13 protein-coding genes are annotated in these 16,060 nt (G+C 46.5%); 4 read left to right on the forward strand and 9 right to left on the reverse strand.

Features of this window, described 5'->3' with window-relative positions; all coding sequences use genetic code 11:
• Nucleotides 1–49: 49 nt before the first annotated feature.
• The 3 genes from trxA to DEU30_RS10855 all read right to left on the reverse strand — a co-directional run bounded on the left by trxA (nucleotide 50) and on the right by DEU30_RS10855 (nucleotide 3,796).
• Nucleotides 50–901: a thioredoxin gene (gene trxA, locus DEU30_RS10845; RefSeq protein ID WP_114982179.1), complete on the reverse strand. Its 852-nt coding sequence runs from the start codon at nucleotides 899–901 to the stop codon at nucleotides 50–52.
• An 82-nt stretch (nucleotides 902–983) separates the two neighbouring features.
• Nucleotides 984–2,357 (reverse strand): aldehyde dehydrogenase family protein, encoded by a 1,374-nt coding sequence (locus tag DEU30_RS10850; RefSeq protein ID WP_011235221.1) that lies wholly within the window; start codon nucleotides 2,355–2,357, stop codon nucleotides 984–986.
• Nucleotides 2,354–3,796 (reverse strand): NAD-dependent succinate-semialdehyde dehydrogenase, encoded by a 1,443-nt coding sequence (locus DEU30_RS10855; RefSeq protein ID WP_114982244.1) that lies wholly within the window; start codon nucleotides 3,794–3,796, stop codon nucleotides 2,354–2,356. Before DEU30_RS10855 ends, DEU30_RS10850 begins: the two co-directional genes overlap by 4 nt.
• A 343-nt stretch (nucleotides 3,797–4,139) precedes the next feature.
• On the opposite strand from DEU30_RS10855, the gene DEU30_RS10860 reads away from it, so the two are divergent.
• Nucleotides 4,140–5,927, forward strand: coding sequence for a DEAD/DEAH box helicase (locus tag DEU30_RS10860; protein ID WP_114982178.1), 1,788 nt, complete (start codon nucleotides 4,140–4,142; stop codon nucleotides 5,925–5,927).
• On the opposite strand, the gene DEU30_RS10865 is transcribed toward DEU30_RS10860, so the two are convergent.
• Both DEU30_RS10865 and DEU30_RS10870 read right to left on the reverse strand, forming a co-directional pair.
• Nucleotides 5,924–6,460: a lipocalin family protein gene (locus DEU30_RS10865; protein ID WP_114982177.1), complete on the reverse strand. Its 537-nt coding sequence runs from the start codon at nucleotides 6,458–6,460 to the stop codon at nucleotides 5,924–5,926. The genes DEU30_RS10860 and DEU30_RS10865 overlap by 4 nt on opposite strands.
• A 12-nt stretch (nucleotides 6,461–6,472) precedes the next feature.
• Nucleotides 6,473–8,029 carry a cryptochrome/photolyase family protein gene (locus DEU30_RS10870; RefSeq protein ID WP_114982176.1) on the reverse strand — a complete coding sequence of 519 codons (1,557 nt, stop codon included), beginning with the start codon at nucleotides 8,027–8,029 and terminating at the stop codon, nucleotides 6,473–6,475.
• A 119-nt stretch (nucleotides 8,030–8,148) separates the two neighbouring features.
• Between DEU30_RS10870 and DEU30_RS10875 the strand changes: the two genes are divergently transcribed.
• The gene (locus tag DEU30_RS10875) at nucleotides 8,149–8,925 is read left to right on the forward strand and encodes a glycosyltransferase (protein ID WP_114982175.1); all 777 of its coding nucleotides are present in this window, start codon (nucleotides 8,149–8,151) and stop codon (nucleotides 8,923–8,925) included.
• A 5-nt stretch (nucleotides 8,926–8,930) separates the two neighbouring features.
• Nucleotides 8,931–10,916, forward strand: a complete 1,986-nt coding sequence (locus DEU30_RS10880) for a 3-deoxy-D-manno-octulosonic acid kinase (RefSeq protein ID WP_114982174.1) — start codon at nucleotides 8,931–8,933, stop codon at nucleotides 10,914–10,916.
• A 66-nt stretch (nucleotides 10,917–10,982) separates the two neighbouring features.
• Here DEU30_RS10880 and DEU30_RS10885 read toward each other — a convergent pair whose 3' ends face one another.
• The 4 genes from DEU30_RS10885 to mutY form a co-directional block, all read right to left on the reverse strand.
• Entirely contained in the window at nucleotides 10,983–12,236 is a 1,254-nt protein-coding gene (locus DEU30_RS10885) for a glutamate-5-semialdehyde dehydrogenase (protein ID WP_011235214.1), read from the reverse strand.
• The gene (gene proB, locus DEU30_RS10890) at nucleotides 12,233–13,348 is read right to left on the reverse strand and encodes a glutamate 5-kinase (RefSeq protein WP_011235213.1); all 1,116 of its coding nucleotides are present in this window, start codon (nucleotides 13,346–13,348) and stop codon (nucleotides 12,233–12,235) included. The genes DEU30_RS10885 and proB overlap by 4 nt, the downstream gene beginning before the upstream one ends.
• A gap of 156 nt (nucleotides 13,349–13,504) precedes the next feature.
• Nucleotides 13,505–13,777 carry an oxidative damage protection protein gene (locus DEU30_RS10895; protein WP_114982173.1) on the reverse strand — a complete coding sequence of 91 codons (273 nt, stop codon included), beginning with the start codon at nucleotides 13,775–13,777 and terminating at the stop codon, nucleotides 13,505–13,507.
• A gap of 11 nt (nucleotides 13,778–13,788) precedes the next feature.
• Nucleotides 13,789–14,829 carry an A/G-specific adenine glycosylase gene (mutY, locus tag DEU30_RS10900; protein WP_011235211.1) on the reverse strand — a complete coding sequence of 347 codons (1,041 nt, stop codon included), beginning with the start codon at nucleotides 14,827–14,829 and terminating at the stop codon, nucleotides 13,789–13,791.
• Nucleotides 14,830–14,944: 115 nt separating this feature from the next.
• Between mutY and DEU30_RS10905 the strand changes: the two genes are divergently transcribed.
• Nucleotides 14,945–16,036: an OmpA family protein gene (locus tag DEU30_RS10905; RefSeq protein ID WP_011235210.1), complete on the forward strand. Its 1,092-nt coding sequence runs from the start codon at nucleotides 14,945–14,947 to the stop codon at nucleotides 16,034–16,036.
• Nucleotides 16,037–16,060 lie beyond the last annotated feature (24 nt).

Below are 16,060 nucleotides of genomic sequence, written 5' to 3' on the forward strand. Positions count from 1 at the left end.
GGAAGCCGGCCAAACACTGCTGCTAGTGAACAACCATCAATACAGGTCTTCAATACATTGTGCTGTAAAGCTTTCTACGATAGGTCGCTGCCAGAGGATCACCATCGGGTAATGAATTGATAATGTCGAGTGCGTATTTTTTCGCATCAGCAAAATTGACGTCTTTACCTAATACAGTGAAAACCTGCTGCAGGGCTTCTTCATCACGACTTGCTTCATGAAACTTAAGTGCTAACTGTAATTTTAAAGCCAGGTCATCGGGGGTATTTTCTACTTGCTCCTGTAAAGCGCGTAGCTCTGGAGAGTCAGCGGCGTCTTCCGCCAGCTCAAGCTTGCCTTTTATACGTTGGTAGTCACCGTCTTGCTCTACCAGTGGAATCTTAGCGACCAGCTCTTTGGCCTGATCCAACCGGCCAGCATCGACCGCAGCTTCGGCTAGCAGTTTAAGAGCCTGCATATTAGTGTTGTCTAAATCGTAAGCTTGTTTAGCCAGAGTATAAGCCGTATTCGCGTCACCTTCGCCCATAGCTGTCTGAGCTTGTTGAATTAAGTCGTCTGACGGACTGGGCAGGTGTTTCGTTAGTATTTCCTGAATTTCACCTTCGGTTTTCACTCCACCGAAACTGTCAACTGGCTGACCGTCTTTAAAAAAGGCTACGGTAGGTAAACTGCGAATACCAAACTGGGCGGCTAATTCTTGTTGTTCATCACAATTTATTTTGGCCAGAATAACCTGGTCGCTGTATTGCATAGCCAGCTTTTCAAGCACTGGCATAAGTTGTTTGCAGGGTTCACACCAGTCAGCCCAAAAATCGATAATAATGAGTTTTTCTTTTGAGCCTTCCAGCAAAACTTGCTGAAAGTTCTGCAAGTCAAGGTTAACGATATTGGATTCGGACATCAGCTGCGACGCTCCTGTTTTAATAAGCCACTTTAATCTCTGTTATCAGAGATATGCAGACGCGAGTCCATAATTTCAATGGTTAATGACTAAACCAGGATAAGATTTTATCTTTTAACTTGCTGTAAGGCGGGTAGCGCAAAACGACGTCGAAACGAAAACTGCGTGTCATCACGGGTTTTAAATGGCTGAAGGTATCAAAGCCCCATTTACCATGGTAGCGACCCATACCACTGCGACCAACGCCACCAAAAGGCAATTCGTCGTTCAGCATGAACATGAGTGTGTCGTTGTAACAAACATTGCCGGCAGACACTTGCTGTGTAAATAAATCAAGCAGGCGCTGATTGTTGCTAAACACATAGAGTGCTAATGGTTTTGGATGACGACGGATTTCCTCAATGGCATCCGCTGCTGACTTAATGGTTATAACAGGCAATATTGGACCAAAAATTTCTTCCTGCATGAGCGCACTGCCGTCTTTTACACCATCCACTATTGTGGGTGCAATATAACGTTCGCTCTTATCAGAGTCTCCACCGACAACCACGTTTTCGCCTTCCAGCATTTGCGTCAGGCGCTGCCAGTGCTGCTGATGGATGATCCTGCCGTAATCACTGCTGTGCTGAGGATCTTCACCGTAAAAACTGATGAGTTCGTGCTGCATGGCGGCAATTAACGGCTCTTTCACGCTATCCTCTACCAGCACATAATCCGGCGCAATACAGGTTTGGCCTGCATTAAGAAACTTACCCCAGATAATACGGCGGGCGGCAACTTGAATGGGTGCGTCGGCTAAAACTACCGCCGGGCTTTTACCGCCAAGCTCCAGCGTAACCGGGGTTAAGTTTTCTGCGGCAGACGCCATAATTGCTTTGGCTGCGTTTTCTCCGCCAGTATAGAAAATGTGGTCGAAGGGCAGTGCTGTCAGTTGTTGTGACTCGGTTACGGATCCTGTCACGAGCTTTATTGCGGCATTGTCCAGGTAGTCTGGTAACTGGTGAGCCAGTAGGTCTGCTGTTGCTGTTGCATGTTCAGAGGGCTTTATGACAGCGCAGTTGCCAGCGGCAATGGCTGCAATTAAAGGCGCCAGAAGTAATTGTAAAGGGTAGTTCCAGGCTCCCAGAATAAGTACGGCGCCAAGCGGTTCAGGAATTAACTGGCTGGTTGCCGGCCACGCCAGTAAAGGATTACCCACTTTGCGAGGCTTGCTCCACTTTGGCAGAGCTTTAATTGTCTGCTTAATATCGCTTTGGAGGAACTGTAATTCAGTTAAACGCGCTTCGCTAGGGTGTTTGTTGAGATCAGACTTTAGAGCTTGCAGTAAAGACTTTTCGTTCTCCGTAAGAAATCGCTGAAGTTGCTGAAGTTGATTTAAACGCCATGACAGCGGACGAGTGAGCCCGCTGTCAAAATGGCTTTTTAATTGCTTCAGTGTGTTTTCAAACGGGTTCATCCAAGTCCGCCAAGAGTCACCGTTTTTAACTCAAGATATTCATCAATACCGTACTTAGAACCTTCACGGCCAACACCGGATTCTTTGATGCCACCGAATGGATTATAAGCGTGCGATATGCCACCAGTATTCACACCAACCATGCCGTATTCAAGCGCATCACTTACACGGAAAATACGAGCGGTGTCTTTGGCTGCGAAGTAAGAAGCCAGGCCAAATGGAGTATTGTTGGCTTTTTCAATGCCTTCTTCTTCTGTTTCAAAGGTATTAATAGCCACTACCGGACCAAAGATTTCTTCTTCACTAATATCCATTTCTTCGGTTACACCTGTAATGACCGTTGGCGCATAGAATAAATCGCCTAACTCGGTCATTACTGAACCGCCAGTTTCTATGGTTGCACCGTCAGACTTAGCAGCAAGTACTAAACGTTGTACTTTATCAACAGCGTCCTGATCGATAAGCGGACCTAGGTCGACATTTTCTTCTGTACCGGGCCCTACTTTCAGAGCTTTCACTTTACTGACAACCGCGTCGGTAAATTTTTCGGCTACAGACTGTTGTACCAGTATCCTGTTCGCTGAAACACAGGTTTGCCCGGCATTGCGGAATTTGCAGGCTATTAGCTGTTCCGCGGCTTGCTCTATATCGGCATCGTCAAAGACCAGGAATGGAGCATTACCACCAAGCTCAAGAGACAATTTTGTGACGTGCTCTGAACATTGCTGCATTAGAATTTTCCCGACACCTGTAGAGCCGGTAAATGACAGCTTGCGAACCTGTGGTGAGGTCGCCAGACGTTTACCTACACTTTTAGCATCGCTGGTCGGAATAATATTAATAACGCCGTCGGGAATGCCAACTTCACTAGCCAGTTGGGCTAATGCCAGACTAGAAAGCGGAGTTAATTGCGGTGGCTTAACCACGATAGTGCAGCCCGCTGCCAGTGCCGGCGCAATTTTACGAGTGATCATGGCGTTGGGGAAATTCCATGGGGTAATGGCCGCACAGACACCAACCGGCTCTTTAGTGACCATTACACGCTTACTGCTATCAGCGTTGGGTAATATATCGCCATCGATGCGTTCAGCTTCACCGGCAAACCAGTCAACAAAGCTGGCGCCGTATTCGACCTCGCCAACGGCTTCGGCGACGGGCTTACCTTGCTCGGCACTCATTAATTCACCCAGTGCCTGCTTGTTGTCCATCATGGCTTCGTACCATTTACGCAGCAGCATCGCGCGTTCACGGGCGGTTTTCTTGCGCCAGCTTTTAAGAGCGGTGTCTGCAACGTTTATGGCACGTTGAGTTAAATCTTCGTCAGCGTCAGCAACCTCGGCTATTACTTCGCCAGTTGCCGGGTTAGTGACTGAGAAACGTTTGTCCGTAGGAACCCAGTGACCTTCAATAAAGCAGTCTTTCTTAGTCAGGGATGACATAGAATGTGCTGACATAATTCCTCCAAATTTGAGAATAACTCTAATAATGTAGGCAATATAAAAAGAAATGGTTCAACTTTTTCGATTATTTTGACGGAAATAGATGCGTTTGGTGAAAAAAAGGTCAAAGGCATTGCTTTTTGAGTAAAAAAACGTATAATCCGCCGTTCCTCAAGGAACACCGCATAACTGATGAGGCAGCGGTCACCCTTGATTCGTGGGGTTGCAGCGCCTGATTCCAGTCCAGACAGTTTAGAGACTGAACACTGATTCCTGTTGCCGGGCCATAACCCCTTTTTTATTGTGTTTGCCAATGGGCAAACGGGAATAAAGTGAGACAAATATGTCAAATACTCAAACGGGTCTGTCGTTTAACGACATGGCCTTACCTAGTGCTGTGCTTGAACAATTAAACGCAATGCAGTTTTTAACTCCGACTCCTATTCAGCTACAGGCTATTCCTGCATTGCTGGAAGGGCAAGACGTGCTGGGCGAAGCTCAGACCGGTACCGGTAAAACTGCTGCATTCGGTCTGCCTGCACTGGCAAAAATTGATGCGTCGGTTAAGCAAACTCAAGTATTAGTCGTAACTCCAACTCGTGAGCTGGCTATTCAGGTAGCTGAAGCGCTTGAAGGCTTTGCTGCGAAAATGCGTGGCGTTGGCGTAGCAACCGTTTACGGTGGCGCTCCATTTGGTCCTCAGGTTAAAGCCCTGAAGCAGGGAACCGCTATTGTTGTTGGTACCCCGGGTCGTCTTATCGACTTATTGAATAAAAACGTCCTGCAACTAGATGGTTTGAAAGTGGGCGTTCTGGATGAAGCTGATGAAATGCTTAACATGGGTTTCATTGAAGACATCGAGACGATTCTAAAAGCTGTACCGAATACGGCGCAACGCGCGTTATTCTCAGCAACTATGCCGAATGCAATTCGCAAACTGGCAAAAACTTTCCTGAAAGATCCGCTGAACATTCAGATTGAAGCTATTGCCCGCGAAAAAGCGACGATTAAGCAGAAAGCATGGAAAGTTCAGGGCATGACGAAAATGACCGCTCTGACTCGATTGTTAGAAGTGACTCCGTATCAGCGCGCACTGATTTTCGTACGTACCCGTCAGGATACGATGGATGTGGCTGAATTATTGCAACGCAACGGATTTAAAGCGGCGCCATTAAGCGGTGACTTGAACCAGGCTCAGCGTGAGCAGACTGTCAGTCAGTTACGTAGTGGACACATCGAAATTCTGGTAGGGACCGACGTTGTTGCTCGTGGCTTAGACGTTCCTGAAATTACGCACGTTATTAACTATGACTTACCAAGCGATACTGAATCTTATGTTCACCGTATTGGACGTACTGGTCGTGCGGGCCGTACCGGTGAAGCGATTCTTTTCTTCCGTGCAAAAGAACGTCATTTGTTGCGTCACTATGAGCGCTTAACCAATGCACCGGTTGAGTTCTTTGAAGTACCAAACGCAAATGAACTGAGCAAGTACCGTCAGCAACAATTGTTAGAGAAGTTGCAGGCGTCACTGGCTCCTGAAACCGCAAGCGCCGATAAGCCTAAGCTAGAGAAACTGCTAGGCGAGTGGCTGGAACAGTCAGAGTTAAGTGCTGAAGAAATTGCTTTAGCGTTATTGGCTCAGCATAATGAGCAGCGTCCGTTGTTCCTGAAAGAAGACCGTCAGGTACGTGAAGCACGCAGTGAGCGTAGCGAGCGTTCAGGTCGTAATGAACGCAGTGACCGTGGTGATAAGCGCAAACCTCGTGCAGAGCGCACCACCAGTCGTGCAGCGGATGTCGATTTCGAAACCTATAAGATTCAGGTCGGTCGTGAGCACGGCGCACGTCCGGGAGACATTGTTGGAGCCATTGCTAACGAAGCGTCAATGGACAGCAAGTATATTGGGCAAATTCAGTTGTTTGATAATCACTCTTTAGTGCAATTGCCAAAAGGCATGCCAAAAGACATTATGCATGTACTGAAAAAAGCTCGTGTGCGTCAACAGCCTATGGGTCTGGAACTAAGTGATGAGCAAGTTAAACGTGCGCCACGCCCACCGCGTGACCGCGATGCTCGTGGCGGACCTAAGCGCAACTCCGGTAAAGGTGCCGCGCGTCGTTTTAGTTAATTAGCGTCTCTTAACTCGGCCGGATGATCAACAATGATCATCTGGTCGATGTCATATCCCCACTCATGAGCCTTGGCTAAGGCGTAATCAATATCTGCCTGAGAAACATCAGGACTTCTCGATAAAAACCAGAAATACTCGTGTGAGTCGCTGGTTACTATTGCCTGCTGATAATCACCACCTAACCAACTTACGTAATAACCGCCATAAAAGGGCCAGAAGAAGGTAACCTGATACGCGGCATCCATATTTTCGACCGGCTCAGCCAACCCAATAGCGGTTTGCCACTCCTCATTTTTGACATGATAGCCTCGATTGGTCACTTCCAGCGTGCCATCACCATTTAAGCGATACTCTGCGGTAACACCTTGCAAGCCCTCTTCAAAGCTGTGTGGCATGCGGACTATTTCGTACCATTTACCCAGGTAGCGCTCGGCTTCAAAGTCGTCAACAACTTCGGCTACCGGCGTTGGTTGAGAGTTACAGGCACTCAGTAGAAACGTAAAAAATAACGACACTATCCATTTATTCATTAGTGCTTCCTTTTATAACTCGTTGATATTATCCAAATAAGTTTCGGCTTGCTTCATTAACGCCTGCTGTTCTTCTTCGGTTTTTTTATTCCACACCTGATACATCATGCTCATTCTGTGATTATCTTTAAAGCGTTCTTTATGTCGTTCAATAAAATGCCAGTACAGGCTGTTAAAAGGACAAGCTTTTTCACCGGTTTTCTTCTTCGGATCATAATAGCACTCTTTACAATAGTGCCCCATTTTTTGCTTATAGTTGGCACTGGCAATGTAGGGTTTGGTTGCTATCAGCCCGCCGTCGGCATACTGACTCATGCCGCGCGTATTGGGCAGTTCTACCCACTCAATGGCATCAATATAAATACCAAGATACCAGTCATCCAAAGCATCCGGTGATACGCCGGCCAGCAGTGCGAAATTTCCGGTTACCATTAACCGCTGTATGTGATGGGCGTAGGCATAGTCTAACGACTGCTTAATGGCATAATGCAGGCAGTTCATCTTGGTCTTAGCCGTCCAGTAAAACTCCGGTAGCGCTCTGGTGTGGTTAAGATCGTTAAGGTTTTTATAGTCTGGCATATGTGCCCAGTAAATGCCCCGCACAAACTCTCGCCAGCCAATAATCTGCCGGCAGAAGCCTTCAATTTGAGCGAGTGAAATGCTGTCTTTATTTTTGGACCAGGCATCAATAGCAGCGTTGACTACTTCTAACGGATGCAGCATTTTGGTGTTTAAAGAAAATGAAATTCTTGAGTGATAAAGACTCCAGTGAGATTCCCCAACGTTGTTTTCTGTTGCCATGGTGTCCTGATAACGACCAAAATCAGGGAGTCCGAATTGACAAAAATGTTCAAGCAACTGCTTAGACTGTTTTCGGTTAACTGGCCATATCAGTTGAGCCGCGTTCGCTTGTCCCATGGTTTTAATTTCACTGCTACGCAGCAGTTCATCTATATCCGATACGTCATTGGAGAAGATTAAAGGCGGTTCTAGGTCATGATTTGCGGGAATCTTTTTCTGGTTTTCTTTATCGTAATTCCAGCGGCCACCAGTCGGACGTCTTCCCTCCATTAGAATATCGTATTGCTTACGGACCTTTCGATAGAAGGTTTCCATTAAGTAGTTTTCGCTATTGGGGAAATACTCTTTTAGCGAGTTGCGGCCGGTAAGAAAGTGTTCTGTATCAAACCAGTTCAAATTAATGTTATTGGCGCCGGCCCAGCTTTTCAGTTGATGATCGAGCCGGTATTCGTCGGGTTGCTGACATTCCAGAGTGGTCACTTCGTACTTTTTCATTAATTGCTGAAGGTTCTGAGTCAGGCTTTGCTCATTAGTGTCATCATCAAGTTTTATATAGTTTACTTGATGTCCAGCAGAGCTTAGAGCGTTACCGAAAGCCCGCATTGCTGCGAAAAAGGCTAATACCTTCTGCCGGTGGTGAACAACGTAATCAGTTTCTTGTTTGAGCTCCATCATTACATAAATTACACCCGCGTCCTTTTGTCTGAACCACGAATGTCTGGCATTGAGTTGGTCGCCAAGTATTAGTCGTAGAGTATGAATTTTCATAAGCAGTGAGGATTTAGGGTTGATGGCTCTATTACGTTCTATTCAGGGATTCAGATCGGCATACCTAAATGCCCCAAAATATGGCATTATGCGCGGTAGTTTCAGATTCAGGAGCAGTTATGAACCAGGTAGCGGGTAACGAAAATTCATCAGAGCAAAAACCGGTCAACGTCATTTGCATTAAATGGGGTAAAAAGTATGGCCCCGATTATGTCAATACATTGCATTCAATGGTCAGTCGTCACCTTAGTCGACCGTTCCGTTTTGTCTGTTTTACCGATGATTTTGAGGGAATTAACGACGACGTTGAAGTAAAAGCGATTCCTAAAATTGGCTTTAAAGACTTTGACGAACAAGTTCCGTGGTCAAAAGGTCATGGCTGGTTAAAGCTTACTTGCTTTGCGAACCCGCTTTATGATCTCGAAGGCCCTACGTTATTCCTGGATCTGGATATTATTATTGTTGGAAGCCTGGACGAGTTTTTTGAGCCGGAAGGCGAGTTTATGGTGATCAAAGAGTGGGATAAATCTGACGCTACCGGGAATACATCGGTATTTCGTTTTGATATTGGCGCTCATGAAGACGCGTTAGAGCATCTGAAAAAAGATCCGAAAGCGGCTATCGCTGACGTACGGAATGAACAAGAGTACATTACGCATTTTGTTGACCGCCAAAACAAGCTGACGTACTGGCCGGAAAAGTGGTGTCGTAGCTTTAAGCGCCATTGTCTGCGCCCGTTCCCATTAAGCTTTTTCCAAGAGCCACGTATACCTGAAGAAGCAAAAGTTATTATTTTCCATGGCAAACCGCACCCGGATGACGCGTTGGAAGGCCGAAGCGGCAAGTGGTATCGGAAAGTTCTGCCGACTAAGTGGATTGCCGAGTACTGGCGCTAAATTATATGCAATTGTGGATCTACGGAGTATTAATACGGCTGGTCACTCCAGCCGTTTTTGTCTGGTTGTGGCTACGCGGCAAAAAAGACAGCCGCTACCGTCAGAACTGGTCGGAACGGCTTGTGCTGGACTCTGTTGATAAAAAACAGCACGGCTGTGTAGTTATTCATAGTGTTTCCGTTGGCGAAACCTTAGCGGCGAAACGCTTAATCGAGCAGCTTTTGCGTCAGGAACCAGGTCAAAAAATACTTATTACCTGTATGACACCAACTGCCCGGGAACTTATTCAGCAGCATTTTGGCGACGCTGTTAGTTGTCGTTATTGGCCAATAGATACTCCGGGTGCCGCGAAGCGTTTTGTGCGTAAGTTTAAACCTAAAGCCGTGTGGGTAATGGAAACCGAGCTCTGGCCGCAAATGTTGAACCAATTGGCCAGAGCTAATATTCCCGTCGCATTGTTAAACGCGCGACTTTCGGCTCGTTCAGCGGCAGGTTATCGGCGTTTTCATTGGTTGATGAAGAAGGTCTGGAAACAACTGACACTGGTTTCTGTTCAGAATAAAGAAACCGCGCGACGAATGGAGGTACTGGGTGTTCCCAGAGGCGTGCTTTTTGTCGACGGAAACCTTAAGTACGACATTGAGCTTTGTGCTACTGACATTGAAAAGGCTTTGGCGTGGCAGCAAAGTCTTGCGTCGCGACAGGTGTGGTTAGCCAGTAGCAGCCATCCTGGCGAGCATGAGGTGCTGTTAGAAGCACACAAACTGATTCAACAAGACTTACCTGATTCCTGTCTTATCATTGCGCCGCGACACCCCGAGCAATTTGAGGTGGTAGCAGAAATGATACAGGAGTCCGGGCTTAAGCTTGCCCGCAGAACCGAGAGTAATGTGATACCTGAAGATTGTGATGTCTTTCTTGCTGACAGTATGGGCGAAATGATGCTTTGGGGGCAATTAGCCTCGGTGAGCTTTGTTGGCGGAAGTATTATTGAGCGAGGCGGACATAACCCCCTTGAAGTTATAGCTGCTGGCTCCAATGTTATGTCAGGGCGGCACGTGTTCAATTTCCCACAGGTTTACGGTGAGTTGGCAAAAGCTGGCGCCGTGCAGTGGGTTAATAATGCCGGAGAAATTAAACAAGCTGTGGAGTTGATGCAGCAGACAGCTGTCATGAAAGCGCAACATGAAGCTGCTAAAAGCGTTTTACAAACGCACCAGGGTGCTACGTTAAGAGTATTAAAGCGGGCACTGGAATATACTCTGACAGGAAGCGGTATGATAAAAACAGAGCAGAGTCCCCAAGGGCTTATTCGCTACGATAGCGATATTTTTGAAACGATAGAAGACAAGCATTTTACAGCCCAGTATTGGCAGCAACAAAAGTCGATTGCAGGAAACTCAACGGGACGCGCAACAGTTTGGTTTATTCAGCAGGGCGATTTGGGACTTTTACTGCGCCATTATTATCGCGGTGGTTTAGTCGGTAAAATTAATAAAGACCGTTTTTTACGTGAACCTGCGGAAAAAAGTCGCGCTATACATGAGTTCGATTTGCTATTGAAGTTGCGGGAAATTGGTTTACCAGTTCCTCGTCCAGTAGCAGCTCGTATGGAAAAGACAGCGGTTTTCAGTTACAAAGCAGACATTCTGGTAGAAGTTATTCCGGGGGCTGTCGATGTTTTCCGATTACTGCGTGAAAAGAAACTGTCCGCGGAGCTATGGCAAAAGCTGGGAAGTGTTATTAAAGAGCTGCACGATACCGGTGTCTACCATTCAGATTTAAATTGTCACAACCTTATGCTGGATGACAAAGACAAAGCCTGGATAGTCGATTTTGATAAATGTGATTTCCGTGAAAATGGTGACTGGAAAGAAGCCAATATCCAACGGCTATTGCGCTCTTTACGCAAAGAAAAAGAGAAGAATGAGACGTTCTACTGGAAGGAGTCACGTGACTGGCCTGAATTATTAACTGGCTACCGTCGTTAAGCTTTAAGAGATAAAAAAGCCCCGGCCACTAAGTGAAGCGACCGGGGCTTTTTAATGCGTGAAATACTAGTCGCGGACCTGACCGTTACCGGTTACCACGAATTTCTCAGTTGTTAGTGCTTCAAGACCCATTGGTCCATAAGCGTGCAGCTTACTGGTAGATATACCAATTTCAGCACCTAAACCTAACTGGCCACCGTCAGAGAAGCGAGAAGAGACATTTGCCATAGTAACGGCTGAGTCTACTTCACGAATGAAACGTTTAGCAGTTTCATCGTTTTCAGTGATAATAACTTCGGTATGACCGCTACCAAACTCCTGAATATGCTCAATAGCACCTTCGTAGTTATCAACTGTACGAACCGCAATCTCAAGGGCTAGATATTCTTCACCAAAAGCGTCGTCTGCAATCTCATCAGCGCCATCAAAGTAGCTTACTGAACGCTTATCTGCATGGATGGTTACGTCTTTCTCAGCCAGAGCTTTAGCAGCCATAGGCAAGAACTTATCAGCAACGTCCTGATGAACCAGTAGACCTTCGAGCGCATTACAAACGCCGGTACGCTGAGTTTTACCGTTAAGTAAAATTGCCAGAGCTTTATCAAGGTCTGCGTCTTTATCCACATACAGGTGGCAAACACCTTTGTAATGTTGAATGACTGGGATTTTGCTGGTATCGCTAACGAAGTGAATCAGACCTTCACCGCCGCGAGGAATAACCAGATCGATATAGTCTTTCTGTTGCAGAAGTTCAGTCATCAGTTCGCGGTCAGGTGTTGGCACCACGGTGATAACGTCTTTAGGTAGATTGCTGGCTTCTAAAGCTTCGTGCAAGGCTTCAGCAATGGCTTTACTGCTCTCAATGGCTTCCCGGCCACAACGTAAAATTACTGCGTTACCAGACTTAAAGCATAGCGCTCCAGCGTCAGCTGTGACATTCGGACGTGCTTCATAAATCATGCAGATAACGCCGAGAGGAATACGCATTTTCTCAATTTTCATGCCGTTAGGGCGCTCATCGAGAACGTAGCTGTCGCCTACAGGATCTTTCAATGCAATGATCTCTTCAATGGCAGAAGCCATGCCTTCGACACGCTCTGGCGTTAATTCCAGGCGATCCATCATAGCGTCGCTTAGGCCTTTTTCTTTGCCTGTGGCCAAATCTTTTTTATTTACTTCAATAATCTTATCCTGACGTGCGCGAATAGCGTCAGCCATTTTTTGAAGTACGGCGTTTTTGTCCGTTTCCGATAAGGTTGCTACAGCGCGTGCCGCTTTTGCGGCGCGTTGCGAAATTTCTTTTGCTAGTTGCTGGCTCATGAATCCTCCAAAATCATTAGATCGTCGCGGTGAATAACTTCCGTAATTGGGCTATAGCCAAATTTTTCCGCTATATCTTCCGTTTGCTGCCCTTTAATGTGCATCAGTTCATGTGCGCTGTACTGACAAATACCTTTTGCGATAGCGTCAGTATCGTTAGCGCTGCGAACCAGCACGGCGTCACCGCGATCAAAGTCACCTTGTACATCAACAATGCCTGAACTCAGTAGTGAGGCACCGTTCTCAATTAATGCTTTCTCAGCACCTTCATCAACCAATATTTCACCCTGGGCGACCAGAGTATGTCTTAACCAATGCTTTTTATTGCTAATTGGATCAGATTGGCGACGGAATAATGTGCCGGGGATATCCCCCTGTAGTAACGATTCAAAAGTTTCACCTTTACGACCGTTAACTATGTAAGTATCGATACCGTGTGAAGTGGCTTTTTCTGCCGCCTCAACTTTAGTACGCATTCCTCCGGTACCGACGGAACTTACGGAACCACCGGCAAGCGAATAAATACTTTCGTCAATTTGTTCAACCACCGGTATTTTTTTCGCGTCCGGGTTCAGGTTGGGATCTGAGTCATACAGACCGTCGATGTCTGAACAAATAAACAGGGCGTCGGCATCAACCAAAGTCGCGATCATGGCCGACAAGTTGTCATTATCGCCGACTTTCATTTCATCGGTAGCCAGAGCATCGTTTTCATTTACCACGGGTAAAATGTCGTGCTCTAACAATCTATTCAGGGTGTTTTTAATGCTGACGTAGCGAGCTCGGTCGCGTAGGTCACTGTGGGTCATTAGTAACTGGGCGCAGGGGGAATCGAAAAAGCGTGACCAGTAACCCATCATTTCATTTTGACCGACTGCTGACATTGCTTTACGCACAGCAACCGGTACTTTCTTGTGTTCAAAGTTAAAATGTTTGCGGCCGGCAGCAACGCTGCCTGACGAGACTAAGACAACTTCTTGCCCGCGTTCTCGGCACTCGTTAATAAAACGAGCTATGGGTAATAGGTATTTGGTGCTAACCCCAGTTTCATCTGGCGCGATGAGCGCACTCCCCACTTTCAGTACGGCTCTTCGCCAGGATGGCGCTTTCATAGAGACTCCCTTTTGTTGAATTCGTTAGTAGTCTAACAGATTGGCTGTCTAAGCTCCAGCGAGGCTCATAAGCCATACCTATTGTCAATATATTAGACAATAATTTCGATTTACAAGAAAAAAGAGTCGAGTCCGGAAATTTGTTAATGTAATGCATTAACTCTCTGGTGGGGTGTAGCCTTCAATTTCAGGGGCTTTTCCTTCGAATAAAAAGGCTGTCATTTGCTTTTCAAGAAACTCACGATCGGTCGGATCCATCATGTTTAACCGTTTTTCGTTTATCAGCATAGTTTGCTTCTTCTGCCACTCGGCCCAGGCTTCTTTTGATATGTGGTTAAAAATACGCTCGCCCAGCTCGCCGGGGTAGAGCTGAAAATCGAGACCTTCGGCTTCTTTTTGAAAATGCTCACAAAATACAGTGCGGCTCATGCGGTGTTCACCTATTTAGTAGTTAACTGCTCCATCAGTTTAACGGTTGGTGCAGCAAAGCCCAAGTCCTGATTGGTATCAGCCTTTACCCATAAATGTTGAGCTTCGTTGAGTAAAATCTCAGAGGGAGCGACATCAATCAGCAGAGGCTTGCAATCCAGGTGGAAGTGACTAAAAGTATGACGAAAAGGTGTCAGTTGCTGTCTTGCCAGTTCAGTGACACCGTATTGTTGGGCTAAGGAAGGAATGTCCGTTTCCTCATCACATTGTGGAAAGCACCAAAGCCCGCCCCATATACCAGACTGGGGGCGCTTCTCCAGCAAGAACTGATGATTATGCCGAAAAAGCAGCATGTGGGTTGTTTTTACTGGTTTAATCTTTTTCGGCTTCTTTCCCGGATACTGTGCTATTGTGTCCGTTGCTCTGGCAATACAGGTGCTATTGACAGGGCATTGCTCGCAAAGCGGTTTACTGCGAGTGCAAATCATTGCACCGATATCCATCATTGCCTGATTGTATGCGCCGGAGTCTTGCTTCGGGGTCAACTGTTCGCTCAGTTGCCACAGCTGCTTCAAAACATCTGCCTTACCAGGCCAGCCAGAAACAGCAAAATGGCGTGCTAATACACGCTTAACGTTGCCATCTAAAATAGGCGCGTACTCACCATGTCCAAGAGAGCGAATTGCACCCGCTGTTGAGCGGCCAACCCCAGGTAATTGTTCGAGTTCATGAACTTTTTTTGGAAATTCACCGTTATATTCAGTGCAAACAAGTTTTGCGGTTTTATGAAGGTTCCGGGCTCTTGCGTAATAGCCTAATCCAGTCCATAAATTCAATACTTTGTCTTGTGGGGCTGAGGCCAGTTCCTGAACCGTAGGAAAGGTTGCCATAAAACGTTCGAAGTACGGAATAACGGTAGTGACCTGGGTTTGTTGCAGCATAATTTCTGACACCCAGACGCGATAGGGCGTGACGTTTTTCTGCCATGGCAGATGCTTGCGCCCGTATTGCTGAAACCAATTGAGAACCTGTGAGCTAAATGTCTGAGTCAACTGTAAATCTCTGCAAATAAAAATGACTTATTCAAAAAATGTACTAGTCTTTATGTCATACACAGTGTCTCATATTCCGAGCATGATTGTTATTGCAATTAAAAGGAGCTTTGCAATGAAAACCTTAAATCTAATCACTATATCTTTGCTAACCGCTGGATTAACCGCTCCAGTTTTTGCACAACAAACTGAGGTTGAGCAAAACGACTTTTATCTGGGCGCGCGTTTAGGCGCATTTTCTGCCGACGATGATCGTGTTGCGGTAAAAAATGGTCAAGTATTCTCTGTTGATGACGGTTTCAAAACCATTACTTCAGGCGTTGAAGCCGGCATGATGTTTACTGAGGCATGGGAAGCCCGCATTTATTATGACTACATGGAAGCCGATCTGGTTGGCGCAGGCGACGCCTACGGCGACAGCTACGGTGTTGATGCGCTATACCACTTCAACAACAACTTTTATGCTGGTTTAGGTGTAAACAACACTGAAATTGGTGATGTGACGGATGTTGCTGCGCGAGTCACGCTTGGTCATCGTAGCTTTATAACCGATAATCTGGCCTGGCGTGTGGAAGGTGGAGCTCAGCGTGGTTGGGAAGAAGACTACACAGAAATGTTCGCAAACGTTGGTTTGCAATGGTTCTTTGGTGGTCGCGATACCAGCCCTGAACCAAGAACACGTCCAGAGCCACGTCCGGAGCCTCAACAAGCGGCACCTGAGCCGGAGTCTAAACCTGTAGATTCTGATGGTGATGGCGTTGTTGATTCAAAAGACAAATGTGCCAATACACCTAAAAATTACTCAGTAGATGAGACTGGTTGTATTCTTTATGAAAACGAGACCATTACTGAAGAGTTGCTGGTAGAGTTTGACTTAAACTCTTCGAACATCCGCAGTGGTGAACGGTCAGACATTAAGGATATGGCGGAGTTCATGAAAGAGCATCCACAGTTGGATATCACTATTCACGGACATACGGACAGCACGGGCGAAGCGAAATATAACCAGTGGTTGTCTGAGCGTCGCGCAGAAGCTGTTGCCAACGCACTTGTTAAGCAACATGGTATTGAGAAGAGCCGCGTTGACTTTAAAGGTCACGGTGAATCTCAACCAAAAGTTCGTGAGAACAGCGCTGCTGACAGACAGGAAAACCGTCGCATAGAAGCAACATTGAAAGTCGTAAACCGGGTACCTAAAACTCGTTAATACCGATTGTATTGATTGCTTGAA

This window comes from Idiomarina sp. 017G, assembly GCF_004362265.1.
In the GTDB taxonomy this organism is placed as follows: domain Bacteria; phylum Pseudomonadota; class Gammaproteobacteria; order Enterobacterales; family Alteromonadaceae; genus Idiomarina; species Idiomarina loihiensis.